The sequence below is a fragment of the Salmonella sp. SJTUF15581 genome (assembly GCF_043356775.1).
In the GTDB taxonomy this organism is placed as follows: Bacteria; Pseudomonadota; Gammaproteobacteria; order Enterobacterales; family Enterobacteriaceae; genus Salmonella; species Salmonella enterica.
In genome coordinates this window covers 45,539-62,094 of the sequence record NZ_JBEUJY010000021.1, presented here as the reverse complement: position 1 = coordinate 62,094, position 16,556 = coordinate 45,539, and the positions used below count along the sequence as shown (strand labels likewise).

At 51.1% G+C, this 16,556-nt stretch carries 17 protein-coding genes, 1 pseudogene and 1 riboswitch; of the genes and pseudogenes, 5 read left to right on the top strand and 13 right to left on the bottom strand.

Annotated elements, in window-relative coordinates; all coding sequences use genetic code 11:
- The first annotated feature begins 17 nt into the window (after positions 1-17).
- Positions 18-1,124, top strand: a complete 1,107-nt coding sequence (locus ABVN36_RS23170) for an ABC transporter permease (RefSeq protein WP_000469050.1) — start codon at positions 18-20, stop codon at positions 1,122-1,124.
- Here the strand turns inward: ABVN36_RS23170 and ABVN36_RS23165 are convergent.
- Complete coding sequence (locus ABVN36_RS23165; RefSeq protein WP_000871970.1) at positions 1,086-1,496, bottom strand: YbhQ family protein; 411 nt, start codon at positions 1,494-1,496, stop codon at positions 1,086-1,088. The genes ABVN36_RS23170 and ABVN36_RS23165 overlap by 39 nt on opposite strands.
- A 132-nt stretch (positions 1,497-1,628) precedes the next feature.
- Here ABVN36_RS23165 and ABVN36_RS23160 point away from each other — a divergent pair, with 132 nt between their 5' ends.
- Genes ABVN36_RS23160 through ABVN36_RS23150 form a run of 3 tightly spaced genes read left to right on the top strand, consistent with a single transcriptional unit; the run spans position 1,629 to position 4,587 of the window.
- Positions 1,629-2,387 carry an endonuclease/exonuclease/phosphatase family protein gene (locus ABVN36_RS23160; protein WP_000192039.1) on the top strand — a complete coding sequence of 253 codons (759 nt, stop codon included), beginning with the start codon at positions 1,629-1,631 and terminating at the stop codon, positions 2,385-2,387.
- Positions 2,384-3,625 (top strand): cardiolipin synthase ClsB, encoded by a 1,242-nt coding sequence (gene clsB, locus ABVN36_RS23155; RefSeq protein ID WP_000649639.1) that lies wholly within the window; start codon positions 2,384-2,386, stop codon positions 3,623-3,625. The genes ABVN36_RS23160 and clsB overlap by 4 nt, the downstream gene beginning before the upstream one ends.
- Positions 3,625-4,587, top strand: coding sequence for a YbhN family protein (locus tag ABVN36_RS23150; protein ID WP_001129815.1), 963 nt, complete (start codon positions 3,625-3,627; stop codon positions 4,585-4,587). Before clsB ends, ABVN36_RS23150 begins: the two co-directional genes overlap by 1 nt.
- 2 nt (positions 4,588-4,589) lie before the next feature.
- Here ABVN36_RS23150 and ABVN36_RS23145 read toward each other — a convergent pair whose 3' ends face one another.
- The 9 genes from ABVN36_RS23145 to moaA all read right to left on the bottom strand — a co-directional run bounded on the left by ABVN36_RS23145 (position 4,590) and on the right by moaA (position 10,098).
- Positions 4,590-5,150, bottom strand: coding sequence for a hypothetical protein (locus tag ABVN36_RS23145; protein WP_001052196.1), 561 nt, complete (start codon positions 5,148-5,150; stop codon positions 4,590-4,592).
- A 7-nt stretch (positions 5,151-5,157) separates the two neighbouring features.
- Positions 5,158-5,766 carry a hypothetical protein gene (locus tag ABVN36_RS23140; protein WP_077905247.1) on the bottom strand — a complete coding sequence of 203 codons (609 nt, stop codon included), beginning with the start codon at positions 5,764-5,766 and terminating at the stop codon, positions 5,158-5,160.
- 23 nt (positions 5,767-5,789) lie between these two features.
- Positions 5,790-6,497 carry a Bax inhibitor-1 family protein gene (locus tag ABVN36_RS23135; RefSeq protein WP_023138890.1) on the bottom strand — a complete coding sequence of 236 codons (708 nt, stop codon included), beginning with the start codon at positions 6,495-6,497 and terminating at the stop codon, positions 5,790-5,792.
- A 145-nt stretch (positions 6,498-6,642) separates the two neighbouring features.
- The gene (locus tag ABVN36_RS23130; protein ID WP_000373611.1) at positions 6,643-7,347 is read right to left on the bottom strand and encodes a Bax inhibitor-1/YccA family protein; all 705 of its coding nucleotides are present in this window, start codon (positions 7,345-7,347) and stop codon (positions 6,643-6,645) included.
- A 47-nt stretch (positions 7,348-7,394) separates the two neighbouring features.
- Positions 7,395-7,847: a molybdopterin synthase catalytic subunit MoaE gene (gene moaE, locus ABVN36_RS23125; protein WP_001209384.1), complete on the bottom strand. Its 453-nt coding sequence runs from the start codon at positions 7,845-7,847 to the stop codon at positions 7,395-7,397.
- A gap of 1 nt (position 7,848) precedes the next feature.
- Positions 7,849-8,094, bottom strand: a complete 246-nt coding sequence (gene moaD, locus ABVN36_RS23120; RefSeq protein ID WP_000598599.1) for a molybdopterin synthase sulfur carrier subunit — start codon at positions 8,092-8,094, stop codon at positions 7,849-7,851.
- On the bottom strand, positions 8,087-8,572 hold the full coding sequence (gene moaC / locus ABVN36_RS23115) for a cyclic pyranopterin monophosphate synthase MoaC (RefSeq protein WP_000080894.1): 486 nt from the start codon (positions 8,570-8,572) through the stop codon (positions 8,087-8,089). The genes moaD and moaC overlap by 8 nt, the downstream gene beginning before the upstream one ends.
- A 2-nt stretch (positions 8,573-8,574) precedes the next feature.
- Positions 8,575-9,087, bottom strand: a complete 513-nt coding sequence (gene moaB / locus ABVN36_RS23110) for a molybdenum cofactor biosynthesis protein B (RefSeq protein ID WP_000084604.1) — start codon at positions 9,085-9,087, stop codon at positions 8,575-8,577.
- 21 nt (positions 9,088-9,108) lie between these two features.
- Positions 9,109-10,098, bottom strand: coding sequence for a GTP 3',8-cyclase MoaA (gene moaA / locus ABVN36_RS23105; protein ID WP_023138891.1), 990 nt, complete (start codon positions 10,096-10,098; stop codon positions 9,109-9,111).
- A riboswitch (molybdenum cofactor riboswitch) is annotated at positions 10,086-10,230 on the bottom strand. It overlaps the preceding gene by 13 nt.
- Positions 10,231-10,494: 264 nt before the next feature.
- On the opposite strand from moaA, the gene yvcK reads away from it, so the two are divergent.
- A complete protein-coding gene (yvcK, locus tag ABVN36_RS23100) occupies positions 10,495-11,403 on the top strand; it encodes a uridine diphosphate-N-acetylglucosamine-binding protein YvcK (protein ID WP_001246033.1) in 909 nt (302 codons plus the stop codon).
- Between the two features lie 91 nt (positions 11,404-11,494).
- Here the strand turns inward: yvcK and slrP are convergent, their stop codons facing one another.
- The 3 genes and pseudogenes from slrP to uvrB all read right to left on the bottom strand — a co-directional run bounded on the left by slrP (position 11,495) and on the right by uvrB (position 16,275).
- Positions 11,495-13,762 carry an SPI-1 type III secretion system effector E3 ubiquitin transferase SlrP gene (slrP, locus tag ABVN36_RS23095; protein WP_023138892.1) on the bottom strand — a complete coding sequence of 756 codons (2,268 nt, stop codon included), beginning with the start codon at positions 13,760-13,762 and terminating at the stop codon, positions 11,495-11,497.
- A 7-nt stretch (positions 13,763-13,769) separates the two neighbouring features.
- Positions 13,770-13,945 (bottom strand): annotated as a pseudogene (locus ABVN36_RS23090) (hypothetical protein).
- Positions 13,946-14,253: 308 nt separating this feature from the next.
- Complete coding sequence (gene uvrB / locus ABVN36_RS23085) at positions 14,254-16,275, bottom strand: excinuclease ABC subunit UvrB (protein ID WP_000042502.1); 2,022 nt, start codon at positions 16,273-16,275, stop codon at positions 14,254-14,256.
- Positions 16,276-16,556 lie beyond the last annotated feature (281 nt).

Here is a 16,556-nt window from a genome sequence, read left to right as displayed (position 1 = left end):
GGACTGAGAGGACGGACATGTTTCATCGTTTATGGACGTTAATTCGCAAAGAACTGCAATCGCTTTTACGCGAACCGCAAACGCGCGCGATCCTGATTCTGCCGGTGCTGATTCAGGTCATCCTGTTTCCGTTCGCCGCGACGCTTGAAGTCACTAACGCGACTATCGCCATCTATAACGAAGATAACGGCAAACATTCGGTAGAACTTACCCAGCGCTTTGCCCGCGCGAAAGCGTTTACCCATGTGCTATTGCTGAACAGTCCGCAGGAGATCCAGCCGACTATTGATACGCAAAAAGCGCTGCTGCTGGTGCGCTTCCCGGCGGATTTCTCGCGGAATCTGGATACCTTCCAGCCAGCGCCGATGCAACTCATTCTTGATGGACGTAACTCCAATAGCGCGCAAATCGCCGCCAATTATCTGCAACAGATCGTCAAGGAGTATCAGCAGACATTGATGGACGGCAAGCCAAAGCCCAACAATAGCGAACTGGTGGTACGCAACTGGTATAACCCGAATCTGGACTACAAGTGGTTTGTGGTGCCCTCGCTGATCGCCATGATCACCACTATTGGCGTGATGATCGTCACTTCGCTGTCCGTCGCCCGCGAGCGTGAACAAGGCACTCTGGATCAGCTGCTGGTCTCTCCGCTCACCACCTGGCAGATTTTCGTTGGTAAAGCGGTGCCGGCGCTGATTGTCGCGACCTTCCAGGCCACGATCGTGCTGGCTATCGGCATTTGGGCATACCAAATCCCCTTCGCCGGTTCGTTAGCGCTGTTTTATTTCACGATGGTGATTTACGGGCTGTCGCTGGTAGGCTTTGGCTTGCTGATATCATCGCTTTGCGCCACGCAACAGCAGGCGTTTATCGGCGTCTTTGTCTTTATGATGCCGGCGATTTTGCTCTCGGGGTATGTCTCGCCGGTGGAAAATATGCCGGTCTGGCTGCAAAACCTGACGTGGATAAATCCTATCCGCCACTTTACTGATATTACCAAGCAAATTTATCTTAAGGATGCGAGTCTGGGAATTGTCTGGGGAAGTTTGTGGCCGCTACTGGTGATAGCGGCCACCACGGGTTCAGCGGCGTATGCGATGTTTAGACGCAAAGTGATGTAGCTTTTTATCTTTCGCCAGTAGCGAGACCACGGCGGGCCCGGCCAGGATAGCCAGCCCCGCCAGCGCCAGCAAAACATTGTTTTGCAATACGCGGGATAGCAGCCAGAGGACAATCAGCGCGGTGCCGAAGTACCAGGTGGTAGTCAGCTCTTCCAGCACATCCGCCACATCGCGCCAGCGTTGCTCATGATGGCGCTGCAACGCCAGCATCAGCAGTACCGTCACGCCATAAAGCACGCATAATCCCAGGCCGACGCGCACTAATGTGCCGCTCATCCAGCCTATTACCAGCATCGCCACTACCAGTAAATGCAACATAATCTGCCAACAACCGAGGCCGGTTGCGACACGAACGCGTTGTTGCCACTTCATGGCTTTTCTCCTGAAGCATTTTTCTCTCATTATTCAGAGTACCGAACTTTACGGAAAATTCCGTAAGACCGCATCTTTTTGTGACGACGACTACACTATTTCAATCAGGATAGTGACGCGGACAGGAAGAAAATGACTCAACACACGCGAAATTTTTCATTCAAAGTGCTCACAATTAATACGCACAAAGGTTTTACCGCCTTTAATAAACGCTTCATCCTGCCGGAGCTACGCGACGCCGTCAGAACGGTTGGCGCCGATATCGTCTGTCTGCAAGAAGTGATGGGCGCGCATGAAGTACATCCGCTGCATATCGAAAACTGGCCGGACACTACCCACTATGAATTTTTGGCCGACACCATGTGGAGCGATTTCGCCTATGGCCGCAATGCGGTCTATCCGGAAGGCCATCACGGTAACGCGGTTCTTTCTCGCTATCCCATTGAACATTATGAAAATCGCGACGTCTCGGTCGGCGGTAGCGAAAAACGCGGCGTGCTCTATTGCCGCATTACGCCGCCCATGCTCAACCGCCCTATCCACGTCATGTGCGTACATCTCGGCCTGCGGGAGAGCCACCGCCAGGCGCAGTTAACCATGCTGGCGGGATGGGTGAATGCCTTGCCGGAATCAGAACCGGTGCTGGTGGCCGGAGACTTTAATGACTGGCGGCAAAAGGCCGGCCCGCCGTTAAACGCGGCCGGGCTGGAGGAGATATTCACCCGTGCCCATGGCCGACCGGCGCGCACATTCCCGGTGAGTATGCCGCTGCTGCGACTCGATCGTATTTACGTCAAGAATGCGAACGCCAGTTCTCCTACGGCGCTGCCGCTGCGGAACTGGCGACATTTATCAGACCATGCCCCCCTTAGCGCGGAGATCCATCTATGAAATGCGGCTGGCGTGAAGGTAATCAAATTCAGCTACTGGAAAACGGCGACCAGTTCTATCCTGCCGTGTTTGAGGCTATCGCTCAGGCACAGCAAAAAATCATTCTGGAAACCTTTATCTTATTTGAAGATGAGGTGGGTAAAAAACTCCATGCCGCTCTGCTAAAAGCCGCACAGCGCGGCGTAAAAGCCGAAGTATTACTCGACGGCTACGGCTCTCCCGATCTCAGCGACGCGTTTGTCGGCGAATTAACCTCGGCGGGCGTGATTTTTCGCTATTACGACCCCCGCCCGCGTCTACTGGGGTTGCGAACCAATATCTTCCGCCGAATGCACCGCAAAATTGTGGTGATTGATGATCGTATTGCTTTTGTCGGCGGCATTAACTACTCCGCCGAGCATATGTCGGATTACGGCCCGCAGGCGAAACAAGACTACGCGGTACGGGTCGAAGGGCCTGTTGTGGCCGATATCCTGCAATTCGAAGTCGAGAATTTGCCGGGGCAAAGCCCCGCGCGCCGCTGGTGGAAGCGCCATCATCAGGCCGAAGAAAACCGCCACCCCGGCGAAGCGCAGGCGCTGTTTGTCTGGCGGGATAATGAAGAACACCGCGACGATATCGAACGTCATTATCTGAAAATGCTGACCCAGGCAAAGCGTGAAGTGATTATCGCTAACGCCTATTTTTTCCCCGGCTATCGCTTGCTCCACGCAATGCGTAAAGCCGCCCGCCGTGGCGTGAGCGTAAAACTGATTGTCCAGGGGGAACCAGACATGCCGATAGTCAAAGTCGGCGCGCGGTTGCTCTATAACTATCTGGTGAAGGGCGGCGTGCAGGTTTATGAATACCGACGCCGTCCGCTGCATGGCAAAGTGGCGCTGATGGACGATCACTGGGCCACGGTAGGGTCGAGTAATCTCGATCCGCTCAGCCTGTCGCTTAACCTTGAAGCTAACCTGATCATTCACGATCGTACCTTTAACCAGACCCTGCGCGATAATTTACAAGGCATCATCGTGAATGATTGTAAGCAGGTCGATGAGTCTATGCTGCCGAAACGCACCTGGTGGAACCTGACCAAAAGCGTGCTGGCGTTCCACTTTTTACGTCATTTCCCGGCGCTGGTCGGCTGGCTACCTGCGCATACCCCGCATCTGGCGCAGGTTCCCCCGCCTGCCCAGCCAGAAATGGAAACCCAGGATCGCGTTGATCCAGAAAATACAGGAGTGAAGCCCTAATGGCTAAATCGCATCCGCGCTGGCGGCTGGCTAAAAAAGTGCTGACCTGGCTGTTTTTTATTGCGGTCGTCGTCCTGCTGGTGGTTTATGCTAAAAAGGTCGACTGGGGCGATGTCTGGACCGTCATCCGCGACTATAACCGCACGGCGCTTTTAAGCGCTGTGGGACTGGTGATCGTTAGCTATCTTCTGTACGGCTGCTACGACCTGCTTGGACGGCTTTATTGCGGCCATAAACTGGCGAAGCGACAGGTGATGTTGGTATCGTTCGTCTGCTATGCCTTTAACCTGACGCTCAGCACCTGGGTCGGCGGGATCGGGATGCGTTACCGACTATACTCTCGCCTCGGGTTGCCCGGCAGTACTATCACGCGCATTTTCTCACTCAGCATTACCACTAACTGGCTAGGCTATATTCTGCTTGGCGGCATCATTTTTACCTTCGGCATTGTCCAGCTTCCCGACCACTGGTATATCGATGAAGGCACGCTACGAATTCTCGGTATCGTTTTATTGTTGATTATCGCGGTCTATCTGTGGTTTTGCGCCTTTGCGAAGCGGCGGCATATGACGATTAAAGGACAGAAACTGGTGCTGCCGTCATGGAAATTCGCGCTGGCGCAGATGGCGATCTCCAGCGCGAACTGGATGGCGATGGGCGCCATCATCTGGCTGCTGATGGGTCAGGATGTGAACTATTTCTTTGTGCTGGGCGTACTGCTGGTGAGCAGTATCGCGGGCGTCATCGTGCATATTCCGGCAGGCATCGGCGTGCTGGAGGCCGTATTCATCGCGTTGCTGGCGGGCGAACATACGTCGCAAGGCACGATTATCGCCGCCCTGCTCGCGTACCGCGTGCTTTACTATTTTATTCCCCTATTGCTGGCGCTGGTGTGCTACCTGATCCTGGAGAGCCGGGCGAAGAAGCTGCGGGCGAAAAACGAGCGGGCGATGGCGAAATAAATTTAAGCAGACGCGTTTTCGCTTTCCAGCACAACGCGTTTTATCCGGTAAAAATAAACATATGCTGAGAAAAAAGACGTATTCATCTGTAAGCGGGAAAAAAGCAGCAATGACCAGCTAAACAGCAGCAGGAGCACTTCGTGAAACTCGCCCATGAATACTGATGACAGGGTACAGAACGTTGCCAACGTAACGGAAATAATGGCCAGCAATAGCGCATAGCGGTAAATAATGACCCCGCTCATTCTTCCTTTAAGCAGGAGCTGATTTGACGGGGTAAGAAAAGCGATATAGCCCACGGCCAGGAAGAAGACCAGCTCCAGATGCTTTTTATTGTGCAGCTCAAACTGCGCAATAACCATGTTTATACTGACGATCCATGTCATGGTCATCATGATCGCCGTAAGCCCAATAACGCCTCCGTGAGGAATACCTTGTTCATACCAGTTTTTTTTGTAGTGGCTGGCCGGATACACAGGTAACTTAATTTCTGGCGGGATCAACTGCCCTTTTTTCACCAGCTCCGCCAGTGTTTTTCCTGTTAGCCACGTCATCAGGTTCATGGGCTTATCATTTCCTTGTCTGTGAGGTGAGATATTTTTGTAATGCGACTCGCACTAATCGACGCCCCAGGCAGAAACGAATCATCATCGTAAACGTTTCGCCATTCATCACCCAGCGGCAAAGCACAACCATAATAATCGCGATAACCAGATCACTCTTTAGTTCGCTATTTTGATGGCACAACACGTCAAATAATCCAGTACCGCAGAGCATAATATTTAATAAAAACAGTAAAACGCAGAGGCGCAACCCCAGGATAAAACCTTTGGCAATAAGCCATACCTCAGCCATAACACATAGCATCATACCTATAGCACTGCCAAAATAAATAATTATATTTAGTGGCCAATACAGGATAAACTTATCAAAAACAAAATGCGCACTGCACACACCTCCCACAAGAAGCATAAAACTAAACGCGCAAACAGGCGCAGGATTGGGTAATGAATGTTCCCATGACAATCCGGTAATGAAATGAGAAATCAGCGCTGGCGGGCATTTCTGATTAAAATCCTCGCCGCCATTTTTAATGGCGCGAGTGACGTCTTTAGCTTCACAAAACGCTAACCAAAATTGTTTGCCACATAATTTACTCATTATACCCATCATCACCAACCTGAATAAAAAACCTGCAACGCCTACGGCCTGAAAGATAATAGTATTTCCAGAATCATCAAAATGATATAACGACACAGCGTAACCACAGCATTAATAATGCCAAGGTAAAGCGTCAGCGCGCCAAATAAAGCGCAACGAGACAGGGATGAAAACTCGCTGTGGTATAATATGCGGGCATAACCATGAAGTGTCGATTTTTCTAGTGCTGTAATCAATGTCCATACCAATACCGTCAGCATACTGACTATCCAGACCAGAGTGCTACTGGCCACCAGGCTATTGACAACTATCGCAGCGATGATCCCGCTTACCACCATAAAAATTAACGGCCTGAATAGACCAGAACTGATATTCAGGTAGAAAATAAATAAGGCATTAAGACTAAACATGATTCCAACAATCACGAAAATGGTCGCGCCACCTGAGAAAAGGTAAGCTAATGACACGCCGGTAAGCGTAATGATGGCAATATATATCAACGTTACGACAACAGTGCCAAAGCGGGAAAGACAGGTAACGGTCCCATACCCCAGGCCAAGCAAAAGTGCTGATATCCACAAAACAACAACAGGTTGAACGTGAGTTATCAAAAAATGAGTATACAACGTTAACCATATAATGCCGGCGGTACACCATAGTCCCAACGCAGTATACCAATAGGTAAGGGATAACATTGTCGCGGGAATAAATGCTATTTGCCGTATACGTATTGCAGCCAGAGGTCCCACTTGTCATTTATCACTCTTCACATGATCACGGTGATAAGAATGGCAAGCGCAGGAAAACATTTCTAAGATATTTATGCTGTTTCGCCCTAAATATAGTCCTAAAAAAATCCTGGCGCAGGGCCAGGATTTTAAGAGATCGCTATAATTAGCGGCGATTACCAAAAATACGCAGTAACATCAGGAACAGGTTGATAAAGTCCAGGTACAGCGTTAACGCGCCGAGAATCGAATATTTACGCAGATTAGCGCTATCGCGGGTATCTATTTGCTCGCCGATATTTTTCAGTTTCTGCGTGTCATAGGCGGTCAGACCGACAAACACCACCACCCCGATATAGGTTACCGCCCACATCAGCGCTTCACTCTTCAGCCAGAAATTGACCAGCGACGCCAGAACGATACCAATAAGCGCCATAAACAGCATGTTGCCGAAACCGCTAAGATCGCGTTTAGTGGTGTACCCGTACAGGCTCATGGCGCCAAACATTCCCCCCGTCACCACAAACGTGCTGGCGATAGAGGAGTAGGTGTAAACGATAAAAATACTGGATAACGTCAATCCGGTTAGCGCCGAATAGAGCATAAACAGCGTCGTCGCCATTCCGGCGCTAAGTTTATGCACCAGTCCCGACAGAACAAACACCAGCGCAAGCTGGGCAATAATTAAGCCAAAGAAGGTGATCTTACTGGAAAAGACAAACATCATGACGGCTGGCGTATTAGCCGCATACCACGCGATAAACGCGGTCAGTAACAGTCCGACCGTCATCCAGCCATACACTTGCGCCATATAGGTCTGCAGGCCGGATCGCGCCTGCACTATTGAATCAGATCGTGGAAATCTGTCCATGATGAACTCCTGTGTGGAAATGATACCCTAAAGCGTATCACATTCTGCTACCAACGTTTCGCCAACTGCTGGTCGCTGTCGCGCGCTTCGACCCAGCGATCGCCTTCCGGCGTGGCTTCACGCTTCCAGAACGGCGCACGGGTTTTCAGATAATCCATAATGAACTGACCGGCGTCGAACGCGCTACTGCGGTGCGCGCTGGTGACGCCGACAAACACAATCTCATCGCCCGGCCATAATTCGCCAACGCGATGAATCACCGTGACCCGCCCCAGCGGCCAGCGGGAACGCGCCTTCGCGACGATCTCCGCCAGAGCTTTCTCAGTCATGCCGGGATAATGCTCCAGCGTCAGCGCCTTAACGCTATCGCCCAAGTTATGATTGCGCACTTTTCCGGTAAAGGTGACGACTGCGCCGTCTTCGTCGCGCGCCGCCAGCCAGGAATATTCCTCCCCGACGCTAAACGGCGCAGGGCCGACTACAATTCGCGTTTCACGCATGTTAGCCCCCCGTGACTGGCGGGAAAAACGCCACTTCATCGCCCGCCGTCAGCGGATGGTCAAAACTTACCAGCGTCTGGTTGACCGCCGCCAACAGCTTGCCGTCTTCCAGCGCCAGTGCCCAACGATCGCTCTTTGTCGCCAGATGCTGTCGCAGCGACTCAACGGTGGAAAAATCTGCTGGAAGCTCCAGCGCGTCAGTTCCTGTAAGCTCGCGAACCTGGGCGAAGAAAAGCACCTTAATCATGCGCATCCACCTTAAAATCCCCCGATTTGCCGCCGCTTTTCGCCAGCAGGCGCACCGGACCAATTACCATATCTTTTTGTACCGCTTTACACATGTCGTAGATGGTTAACGCCGCGACGGACGCCGCGGTTAACGCTTCCATTTCGACGCCGGTTTTACCGGTCAGACGGCACAGAGACTCAATACGCACGCGGTTATGCTCCGGCTCGGCCTGCAGCTGAATCTCCACTTTACTTAGCAGTAGCGGGTGGCACAGCGGGATCAGCTCCCAGGTGCGTTTGGCGGCCTGAATACCGGCAATACGGGCAGTCGCGAAAACATCGCCCTTGTGGTGTTTGCCATCAACAATCATCGCCAGCGTTTCACTACGCATGGTAACGAATGCTTCCGCACGCGCTTCACGAACGGTTTCCGCTTTCGCGGAAACGTCCACCATGTGCGCTTCGCCTGCGGCGTTTATATGGGTTAATTGCGACATCGTTATTTCTTTAAATGAGGGTGAAAATTACATGGGCGTGTACGGGCATCCAGCTGCGGCGCAATGATATTCTCCCATGCGGTTCTGCACGCTTTTGTGGAGCCCGGCATGGCGAAAATCAAGGTATTATTCGCCACGCCAGCTACCGCGCGCGACTGCAGAGTTGCGGTACCGATCTCTTCAAACGAGAGCATGCGAAACACTTCGCCAAATCCTTCCACTTCACGATCGAACAGCGGCAACAGCGCTTCCGGCGCCTGATCGCCTTCGGTCAAACCGGTCCCACCAGTTATCAATACGACCTGCACCTCATCACTGGCGATCCAGGCGGAAACCTGGGCGCGAATCGCGTAACGGTTCTCTTTAACGATGGCTTTCGCCACCACTTCATGCCCGGCCTCCTGCGCCGAATCACGCAGATAATGACCGGAGGTGTCGTCTTCTTCGCCGCGTCGGCTGGAAACAGTAAGAATAGCGATGCGGGTCGGGATAAATTCAGCGCTGACCTGACTCATCTGAAATCTCCTTATTAAGGATTAACCGCCAATGTAAGATAAATTTTGCGTAATACCAGTATTGCTCTGGTGAAGGAAATGGGTCTGCTTTTTCTCCCGCAACGCGTCGGAAATACGTTTCTCAAGCGCGTATTGCTGCGCGTCATCCTGTAACAGGTCGCGTAAACTCACGCCGCCGTCGCCAAACAGACATAAATGCAGCTTACCGACGGACGAAACACGCAGGCGGTTACAGGTGGCGCAGAAATCTTTTTCATACGGCATAATGAGACCGATCTCACCGGCGTAATCGGGATGACAAAAAACCTGCGCCGGGCCATCGCTGCGCTGGCGGAGCTGGTGGATCCAACCGCGCTTAATCAGCTCGTCGCGTAATACCTGACCCGAAATATGATGTTTGCGGAAGAGATCGCTCCCCTCGCCCGTCTCCATAAGTTCAATGAAGCGTAGCTGAATGGGGCGAGGCTGAATCCAGGCAAGGAAGGTATCCAACTGATGGTGATTCACGTCGCGCATCAGCACGGTGTTGACTTTCACCTTTTCGAAACCGGCGTCAAAGGCGGCATCGATGCCCGCCATCACTTGGCGGAATTTGTCCTGACCGGTAATCGCATGGAACTGACGCGCATCCAGACTATCCACGCTAACATTGACGCCCGTCAGCCCCGCTTCGCGCCAGTTCACGGCATCGCGCGCCAGTCGATAACCGTTAGTGGTCACTGCGATCTGGCGAATAGCATCATTTTCACCCACGGCGGCAATGATGTCGGTAAAATCGCGGCGTAATGAAGGCTCGCCGCCGGTAAGACGCACCTTTTCCGTGCCAAGACTGGCAAAAGCGCGCGTAACGCGACGAATTTCATCGACGGTAAGGAAACCGTTGTTAGTGACGCCGCCAGGTTTGTAGCCATCCGGCAGGCAGTAGGTGCAACGAAAGTTACACACATCGGTAATCGACAAACGCAAGTAGTAAAACTTACGCGCGAAAGCATCGGTAAGTTGTGAAGCCATGTACACCTTTCCAAATACGGGAGGCGGAGTCATTTCTTCCTGCGCCCTGGTGGCAAACGTTAAACGTTGTCACGGCCAAAGCACCATATCAAAAATGACCCAGGTGCAGAGGCTAGAGTGTTTACTGTGGTTACGCCGATACTAGCGTGTAAATGACAATTTCGCCATCACGCTTTCGCTATATAAACATATACATAGCGATATGATCGTGCTATTTAGCGATAGAATACGTGAAAATCACACTTTTACATTGATATATATCATTTAGCCGTGGTAACGCCCTCGCTATAAAGGGGTAGTCGGGAATAATTAATTGTCTTTTAGCCGGTCGGCTAATTGCTGAAAACCCGCGACTTGCGCTACTGTAGCGCTGCTTATTTGACTTCAGGAATTTTTATGCGCAATCGTACGCTGGCTGACCTTGATCGTGTCGTTGCCCTCGGCGGAGGGCATGGATTAGGACGCGTCCTCTCCTCGCTTTCTTCATTAGGTTCGCGCCTGACCGGCATTGTGACTACCACAGATAACGGGGGGTCAACTGGCCGTATTCGCCGCTCGGAAGGCGGGATCGCCTGGGGCGATATGCGCAACTGTCTGAATCAGTTAATTACCGAACCCAGCGTCGCATCCGCTATGTTTGAGTACCGTTTTGGCGGTAATGGCGAACTTTCTGGTCATAACCTCGGAAATTTGATGTTAAAGGCGTTAGATCACCTGAGCGTGCGGCCTCTGGAAGCGATTAATTTAATTCGTAATCTGCTTAAAGTGGACGCGCAGCTGATCCCGATGTCGGAGCTACCGGTAGATCTGATGGCGATTGACGATCAGGGGCATGAGATTTATGGCGAGGTGAATATCGATCAGTTAGCGACGCCGCCGCAGGAGATCATGTTAACGCCAAACGTTCCGGCGACGCGGGAAGCGGTACAGGCCATTAATGACGCGGATCTGATTCTGATTGGCCCTGGCAGTTTTTATACCAGCCTGATGCCTTGCCTGCTGCTGGATGAACTGGCGCAGGCGCTGCGGCGCACCCCAGCGCCAATGGTGTATATCGGCAATCTGGGTCGCGAACTGAGTCTGCCCGCCGCCAGTTTAACGCTGGTCGATAAGCTGGCGATGATGGAGCAATATATTGGCAAAAAAGTCATTGACGCAGTAGTGGTTGGGCCGCGAGTTGACGTCAGTGCGGTGAACGATCGGCTGGTGATTCAGGAAGTGCTGGAGGCCAGCGATATCCCCTATCGCCACGATCGTCAGTTATTACATAATGCGCTGGAAAAAGCGCTACAGGCGTTGGGTTAAGCCCGTTTACCGACGACGCTGCGCTTATCAGAAGCCTGTTTACACCGAAGGGTAAACAGGCTCTCTCCCCCTTCTGATAAACTGCGTTCAGCTACCGCCAGTAGGCGCTCATGAGCGAGCTCACCTCTTTTTTCAGCAATATATTCTCCATGAGCTCAGTACAGAGTGACTGATTAATTTCTTCCATTATTTTTTTCCCAATAGCACGCTCTGCGTCAGAGTCGTCTGCTATTCTTAACGCTTCCAGTTCAGCATTGACCCGGCTCTGATACTCATCCGTTTCAATACACTCAGCCCTTTTGTCCATCATTTCACGCCACTCTTCTGGCGCTATACGCTCCAGCACTTTATGCCACGGCCCCCACAGCGCAAACCATTTGTGAAAATCCCTATTTTCAGCAATTTTTATCCTTATTTCCGCATCGTCCAGGTCAGACTCAGTAATACCCGAAACGTTATAGAACCGCATATCCTGGGTCATTGTTGTCAGCGACAGCGACTCTCGTAACTGATTCTGAAAACCCAGGTATACTTCGACTTCGTCAATAAAAAACAGCCGTTTTACCTTTTCTCTGGCGAGCGATTCTATTTGCTCCAGCCGAAAAATTTCACGCCCCGCCATAATCAGTTCCGCTAAGTGGCTATCAAAGGCGCCTCTTTCAGCATCATGAACCAACGTCGCTTCCTGCATTTGGTGGTATGCCAGTGTGACCCGATCTTCACAGCTTATCGTTGCATCCATCGCTATAAAAAATGCGGTTTCTCTTAGTGCGCTATCATCAGCCAGGCGCATTAGCCAGGCGGAGACTTGTTCCTTAAAATCCGGGTGTCGGGTGTTCTGCGTATCGCTAAGACGATCCAGAAACATGCTGAAGGCTGCCGCGTTTACTTCCGTCTCAAACGCCCGCCATTGGTTGACGTCTTCCTCCTCGAGATTGGTTAGCCACCACCGGACAGCTTGATGCAGTGGTCGAGTTACCCGAACAGTTGAAAAGTCGCCCATGGCGAAAAATACCTCGGGTCCCTGATAACCCGCAGAGGACATTAGCCGCTGCATATTCTGTATTGTTCGTTCTGAAAAAGGATTATGTTCTACGATTATTCTTGTAGGTCGAGGTCCTTCACCACGAAAATGGGGTAACGACTCCGGGAGACGGACCAGGCGATTGCGAGAGGCCTGCATTATTTGTAATGCTGCCGGGAGGTTTTCCGGAAGATTACTCAATGCGTTACGGGAAACGTCCAGCGTTGTTATCGTGGGAGGTAGTGTTTCAGGCAGAACAGTAATCTGATTTTTACTTACATCCAGGAACTGTAATTCTGGTGGTAACGATGCGGGCAGACTGGTTAAGGCATTTTCGCCGGCCTCCAGATTCTTCAGGCCCGGCGGCAATGTTTCAGGCAGAGCGGTTAACGAATTACTCTGCACATTCAAACGGATAATCCCTGACGGAAGATGTTCTGGCAATGTCCTTATGCGGTTATCATAAACGCTCAGGTACCGAAGTTCCTCAGGTAGATTTTCAGGTAAAAAACTAATTTTATTATGGAAAAGATCCAGCGATTGAAGCGCTGAAGGCAAACGTTCCGGCAATTCAGTAATACGGTTAATGCTCAGCTCCATTTCCTGTATGGTATCCGGTAACGAGGCAGGGATACTGGTTAGCTGATTACAGCTGGCATACAGGGTCTTTATATTTCCCTGTAAATTTTCCGGCAAACTTTTCAGTTCATTGTTATCGAGTATCAGAGTAGTTATCTGCTCAGGAATACAGGCGGGTATAGTGGTAAGTCCTAATATTTTCAGACGGAGTTCCGTCTTATTATTTTTCAGGCAGTCACGCATCCGTTGTACGGCTTCTTCACGATTTGCTGCCTCTTCCGCTGGCGCCGCTTTTACCCACTCAGACCAGATTAACTCATAATTCACAGTATCTTTGGAGCCGGAAGCGCTACTCGCCTGCTCACTTTCTGTCACACGGGTATAGGTGACTGACTTTCCCCCTCCCTCAACGGTATAGCCCTCTGTATTAAAAACTATAGACAGAATTTCCTGACTATTTTCACTCAAAATACAGTATTGGTCTGCCCCTCCTCTACTATACTGAATATTATCCGCATACGCCGGGAAAGCTAACATCCTTAAACATTCAAACTTACTTTTGATCTCTTCTGGTGAGGCGGTTTCAGGTGGATGACAAAGATAAGCGATGCAGTTTTGTGCTTCAACCTGATGTTCTGAAGAGAAAAAGGCACTTATTTTATTCCATATCTCTTCTTTTAAAGGCACCTCTGTTGAGGCCTCATTGCTAATACTTTGATGCCTTGCCGTAGATTGTATATTAGTAATATTAAACATATTTTCCCTACCTGATCTGAACGTAACCTAAAGTAACAGATAAGGATATTCTCAACTTTAAATAAGAGGTCACAGTCGTCATTATTTCGGACAAATCATTCAGTATTTGCAGCGCTTGACTTATAAATGCTCACGCTTCTATCACCTCTTTTTTTTACGTAGGATGATGTTATCTCTTGCCATGACACGATTTCAACGAACTCACATAAGATTAAAATGACGATCATGAGGATAGCTATACCGATAATACGGGGCGTTTTTTTTCATAGCCGAGGAGAGAGGGAAAATTAGCGTTGGGTTCAGCCTCAACGCTAATTTTCTTCAGTTGTGATTAAACTAGCTACCCCATTGATGTTTTGACTTTTTCGACAATCTCGTTAGTCAAAGCCTGTCACTGTTTTTCATTCCTGACTGACTTAGCCCTGACTATTGCACTGAAATTCTCAAAAGCGAGCCATGGTAACGATGACTCGCTGGCGATCGACACATTGTCAGGACGCCGCGATAAACAACTCGCGTAACTGGTGCAACTGGTCGCGAATTTGCGCGGCTTCTTCAAACTCCAGATTTTGCGCGTGCTGCATCATTTGCCCTTCCAGTTCATGAATTTTCTGCTGCAACGCTTTCGGCGTCATATCCAGTTCGACAATTCCGGCTTTTGCCGTAGAACGGCCCTTGCCTTTCCCCTTCGCTTTGGTTTTCGCAATGTTCTGCCCCAGCGCCAGGATGTCGACCACTTTTTTGTTCAGCCCCTGCGGAGTGATACCGTGCTCTTCGTTGTACTTCTGCTGCTTCTCGCGACGTCGCTCGGTTTCGCCAATCGCCTTTGCCATTGACGGCGTGATTTTATCGCCATACAGAATCGCTTTACCGTTAACGTTACGCGCCGCGCGCCCTATGGTCTGAATCAGGGAGCGCTCGGAGCGCAGGAAGCCCTCTTTATCGGCGTCCAGAATCGCCACCAGCGAGACTTCCGGCATATCCAGCCCTTCGCGCAGCAGGTTAATCCCCACCAGAACGTCAAACTCGCCCAGACGCAAATCGCGGATGATTTCCATGCGCTCCACGGTATCAATATCTGAGTGCAGGTAACGCACGCGCTCGCCGTGCTCTTCCAGATATTCGGTCAAATCTTCCGCCATCCGTTTGGTAAGCGTAGTGACAAGGACACGCTCATTAATGGCCGCACGCTGACGAATTTCGGACAGCAGATCGTCCACCTGGGTCGCCACCGGACGCACTTCAATAATCGGGTCCAGCAGCCCGGTCGGTCGCACGACCTGATCCACCACCTCATCACCAGATTTTTCCAGCTCATAGTTGCCGGGCGTGGCGGAAACATAGATAGTTTGCGGCGCTAAGGCTTCAAACTCCTCAAACTTCAGCGGGCGGTTATCCAGCGCCGAAGGCAGACGGAAGCCATACTCGACCAGCGTCTCTTTGCGCGCCCGGTCGCCGCGGTACATGCCGCCTATCTGCGGGATGGTGACATGAGACTCATCCACCACCAGCAGTCCGTCGGCGGGCAGATAATCGAACAAGGTTGGCGGCGGTTCGCCCGGCCCGCGGCCCGACAGAAAGCGGGAATAGTTTTCAATGCCTGAGCAGTAGCCCAGCTCGTTCATCATCTCTAAATCGAACTGCGTGCGCTGGCTTAATCGCTGCTCTTCAAGCAGCTTATTATTTGCCAGCAAGACCTTACGCCTGTCCGCCAGCTCATCTTTTATCTCTTCCATCGCCTGCAGAATACGCTCGCGCGGCGTCACGTAGTGCGTTTTGGGATAGATAGTATAACGTGGCACCGTTGACTCTACCTGCCCGGTTAACGGGTCGAACAGCGACAGGCGTTCCACTTCTTCATCAAACAGCTCAACGCGTAGCGCGATGTCGTCAGATTCAGCCGGGAAGATGTCGATCACTTCGCCGCGCACGCGAAAGGTACCACGCTGAAAAGCTTGATCGTTACGGGTGTATTGCAATTCCGCCAGCCGACGCAAAATCGCGCGCTGGTCAATCAGCATTCCCACCGTCAGATGCAGCATCATTTTCAGGTAGAGATCCGGATCGCCCAGACCGTAAATCGCGGACACGGAAGCCACCACCACGACATCGCGTCGCTCAAGCAACGCTTTCGTTGCCGACAACCGCATTTGCTCAATATGTTCGTTTACCGAAGCGTCTTTTTCGATAAACGTATCCGAACTTGGCACATACGCTTCCGGCTGATAGTAGTCATAGTAGGAGACGAAATACTCGACCGCGTTTTCCGGGAAAAACTCTTTCATTTCGCCGTAGAGCTGCGCCGCCAGGGTTTTATTGGGCGCAAGCACCATCGTTGGCCGCTGCAAGTCCGCAATGACGTTGGCAATGGTGAATGTCTTCCCGGAGCCGGTCACGCCCAATAACGTCTGATGCGCCAGCCCGTCCTCCAGCCCCTCTTCCAGACGACGTATAGCGTCCGGCTGATCGCCAGAAGGTTTAAAAGCGGAATTCAGTTTGAACGGTTTACTCATGAGCGGCTACCTGAAGGAGTGAGCGGGCAGGGATGTAATTTTACTCTCGACGGTGAATATTGCCAATAAAAAACACTGGATGAAAAAACAGTAACACTCCAGTGTATAATGGCTATCGGCAGATACCCCACGCTATTTAGAGGTAAAACATAGACAGTCGCGGGGTAAAATTCCAGCAGTGTGCTGGTTATCCCCAGACCAGAGTCTTTTTTAACATTTGTCAAGTCGGATGATGAAAGTTTTATGTCAACGTATCCCCCTTCCTTTACAACCATTGATTT

Coding starts and splice junctions, on each gene's coding strand:
- moaC (WP_000080894.1), bottom strand. CDS start 8,572: ATGTCGCAATTAACCCATATAAACGCCGCAGGCGAAGCGCACATGGTG.
- yvcK (WP_001246033.1), top strand. CDS start 10,495: ATGCGCAATCGTACGCTGGCTGACCTTGATCGTGTCGTTGCCCTCGGC.
- ABVN36_RS23165 (WP_000871970.1), bottom strand. CDS start 1,496: ATGAAGTGGCAACAACGCGTTCGTGTCGCAACCGGCCTCGGTTGTTGG.
- clsB (WP_000649639.1), top strand. CDS start 2,384: ATGAAATGCGGCTGGCGTGAAGGTAATCAAATTCAGCTACTGGAAAAC.
- moaB (WP_000084604.1), bottom strand. CDS start 9,087: ATGAGTCAGGTCAGCGCTGAATTTATCCCGACCCGCATCGCTATTCTT.
- moaE (WP_001209384.1), bottom strand. CDS start 7,847: ATGCGTGAAACGCGAATTGTAGTCGGCCCTGCGCCGTTTAGCGTCGGG.
- ABVN36_RS23145 (WP_001052196.1), bottom strand. CDS start 5,150: ATGAACCTGATGACGTGGCTAACAGGAAAAACACTGGCGGAGCTGGTG.
- slrP (WP_023138892.1), bottom strand. CDS start 13,762: ATGTTTAATATTACTAATATACAATCTACGGCAAGGCATCAAAGTATT.
- ABVN36_RS23130 (WP_000373611.1), bottom strand. CDS start 7,347: ATGGACAGATTTCCACGATCTGATTCAATAGTGCAGGCGCGATCCGGC.
- moaD (WP_000598599.1), bottom strand. CDS start 8,094: ATGATTAAGGTGCTTTTCTTCGCCCAGGTTCGCGAGCTTACAGGAACT.
- ABVN36_RS23160 (WP_000192039.1), top strand. CDS start 1,629: ATGACTCAACACACGCGAAATTTTTCATTCAAAGTGCTCACAATTAAT.
- ABVN36_RS23170 (WP_000469050.1), top strand. CDS start 18: ATGTTTCATCGTTTATGGACGTTAATTCGCAAAGAACTGCAATCGCTT.
- ABVN36_RS23150 (WP_001129815.1), top strand. CDS start 3,625: ATGGCTAAATCGCATCCGCGCTGGCGGCTGGCTAAAAAAGTGCTGACC.
- uvrB (WP_000042502.1), bottom strand. CDS start 16,275: ATGAGTAAACCGTTCAAACTGAATTCCGCTTTTAAACCTTCTGGCGAT.
- moaA (WP_023138891.1), bottom strand. CDS start 10,098: ATGGCTTCACAACTTACCGATGCTTTCGCGCGTAAGTTTTACTACTTG.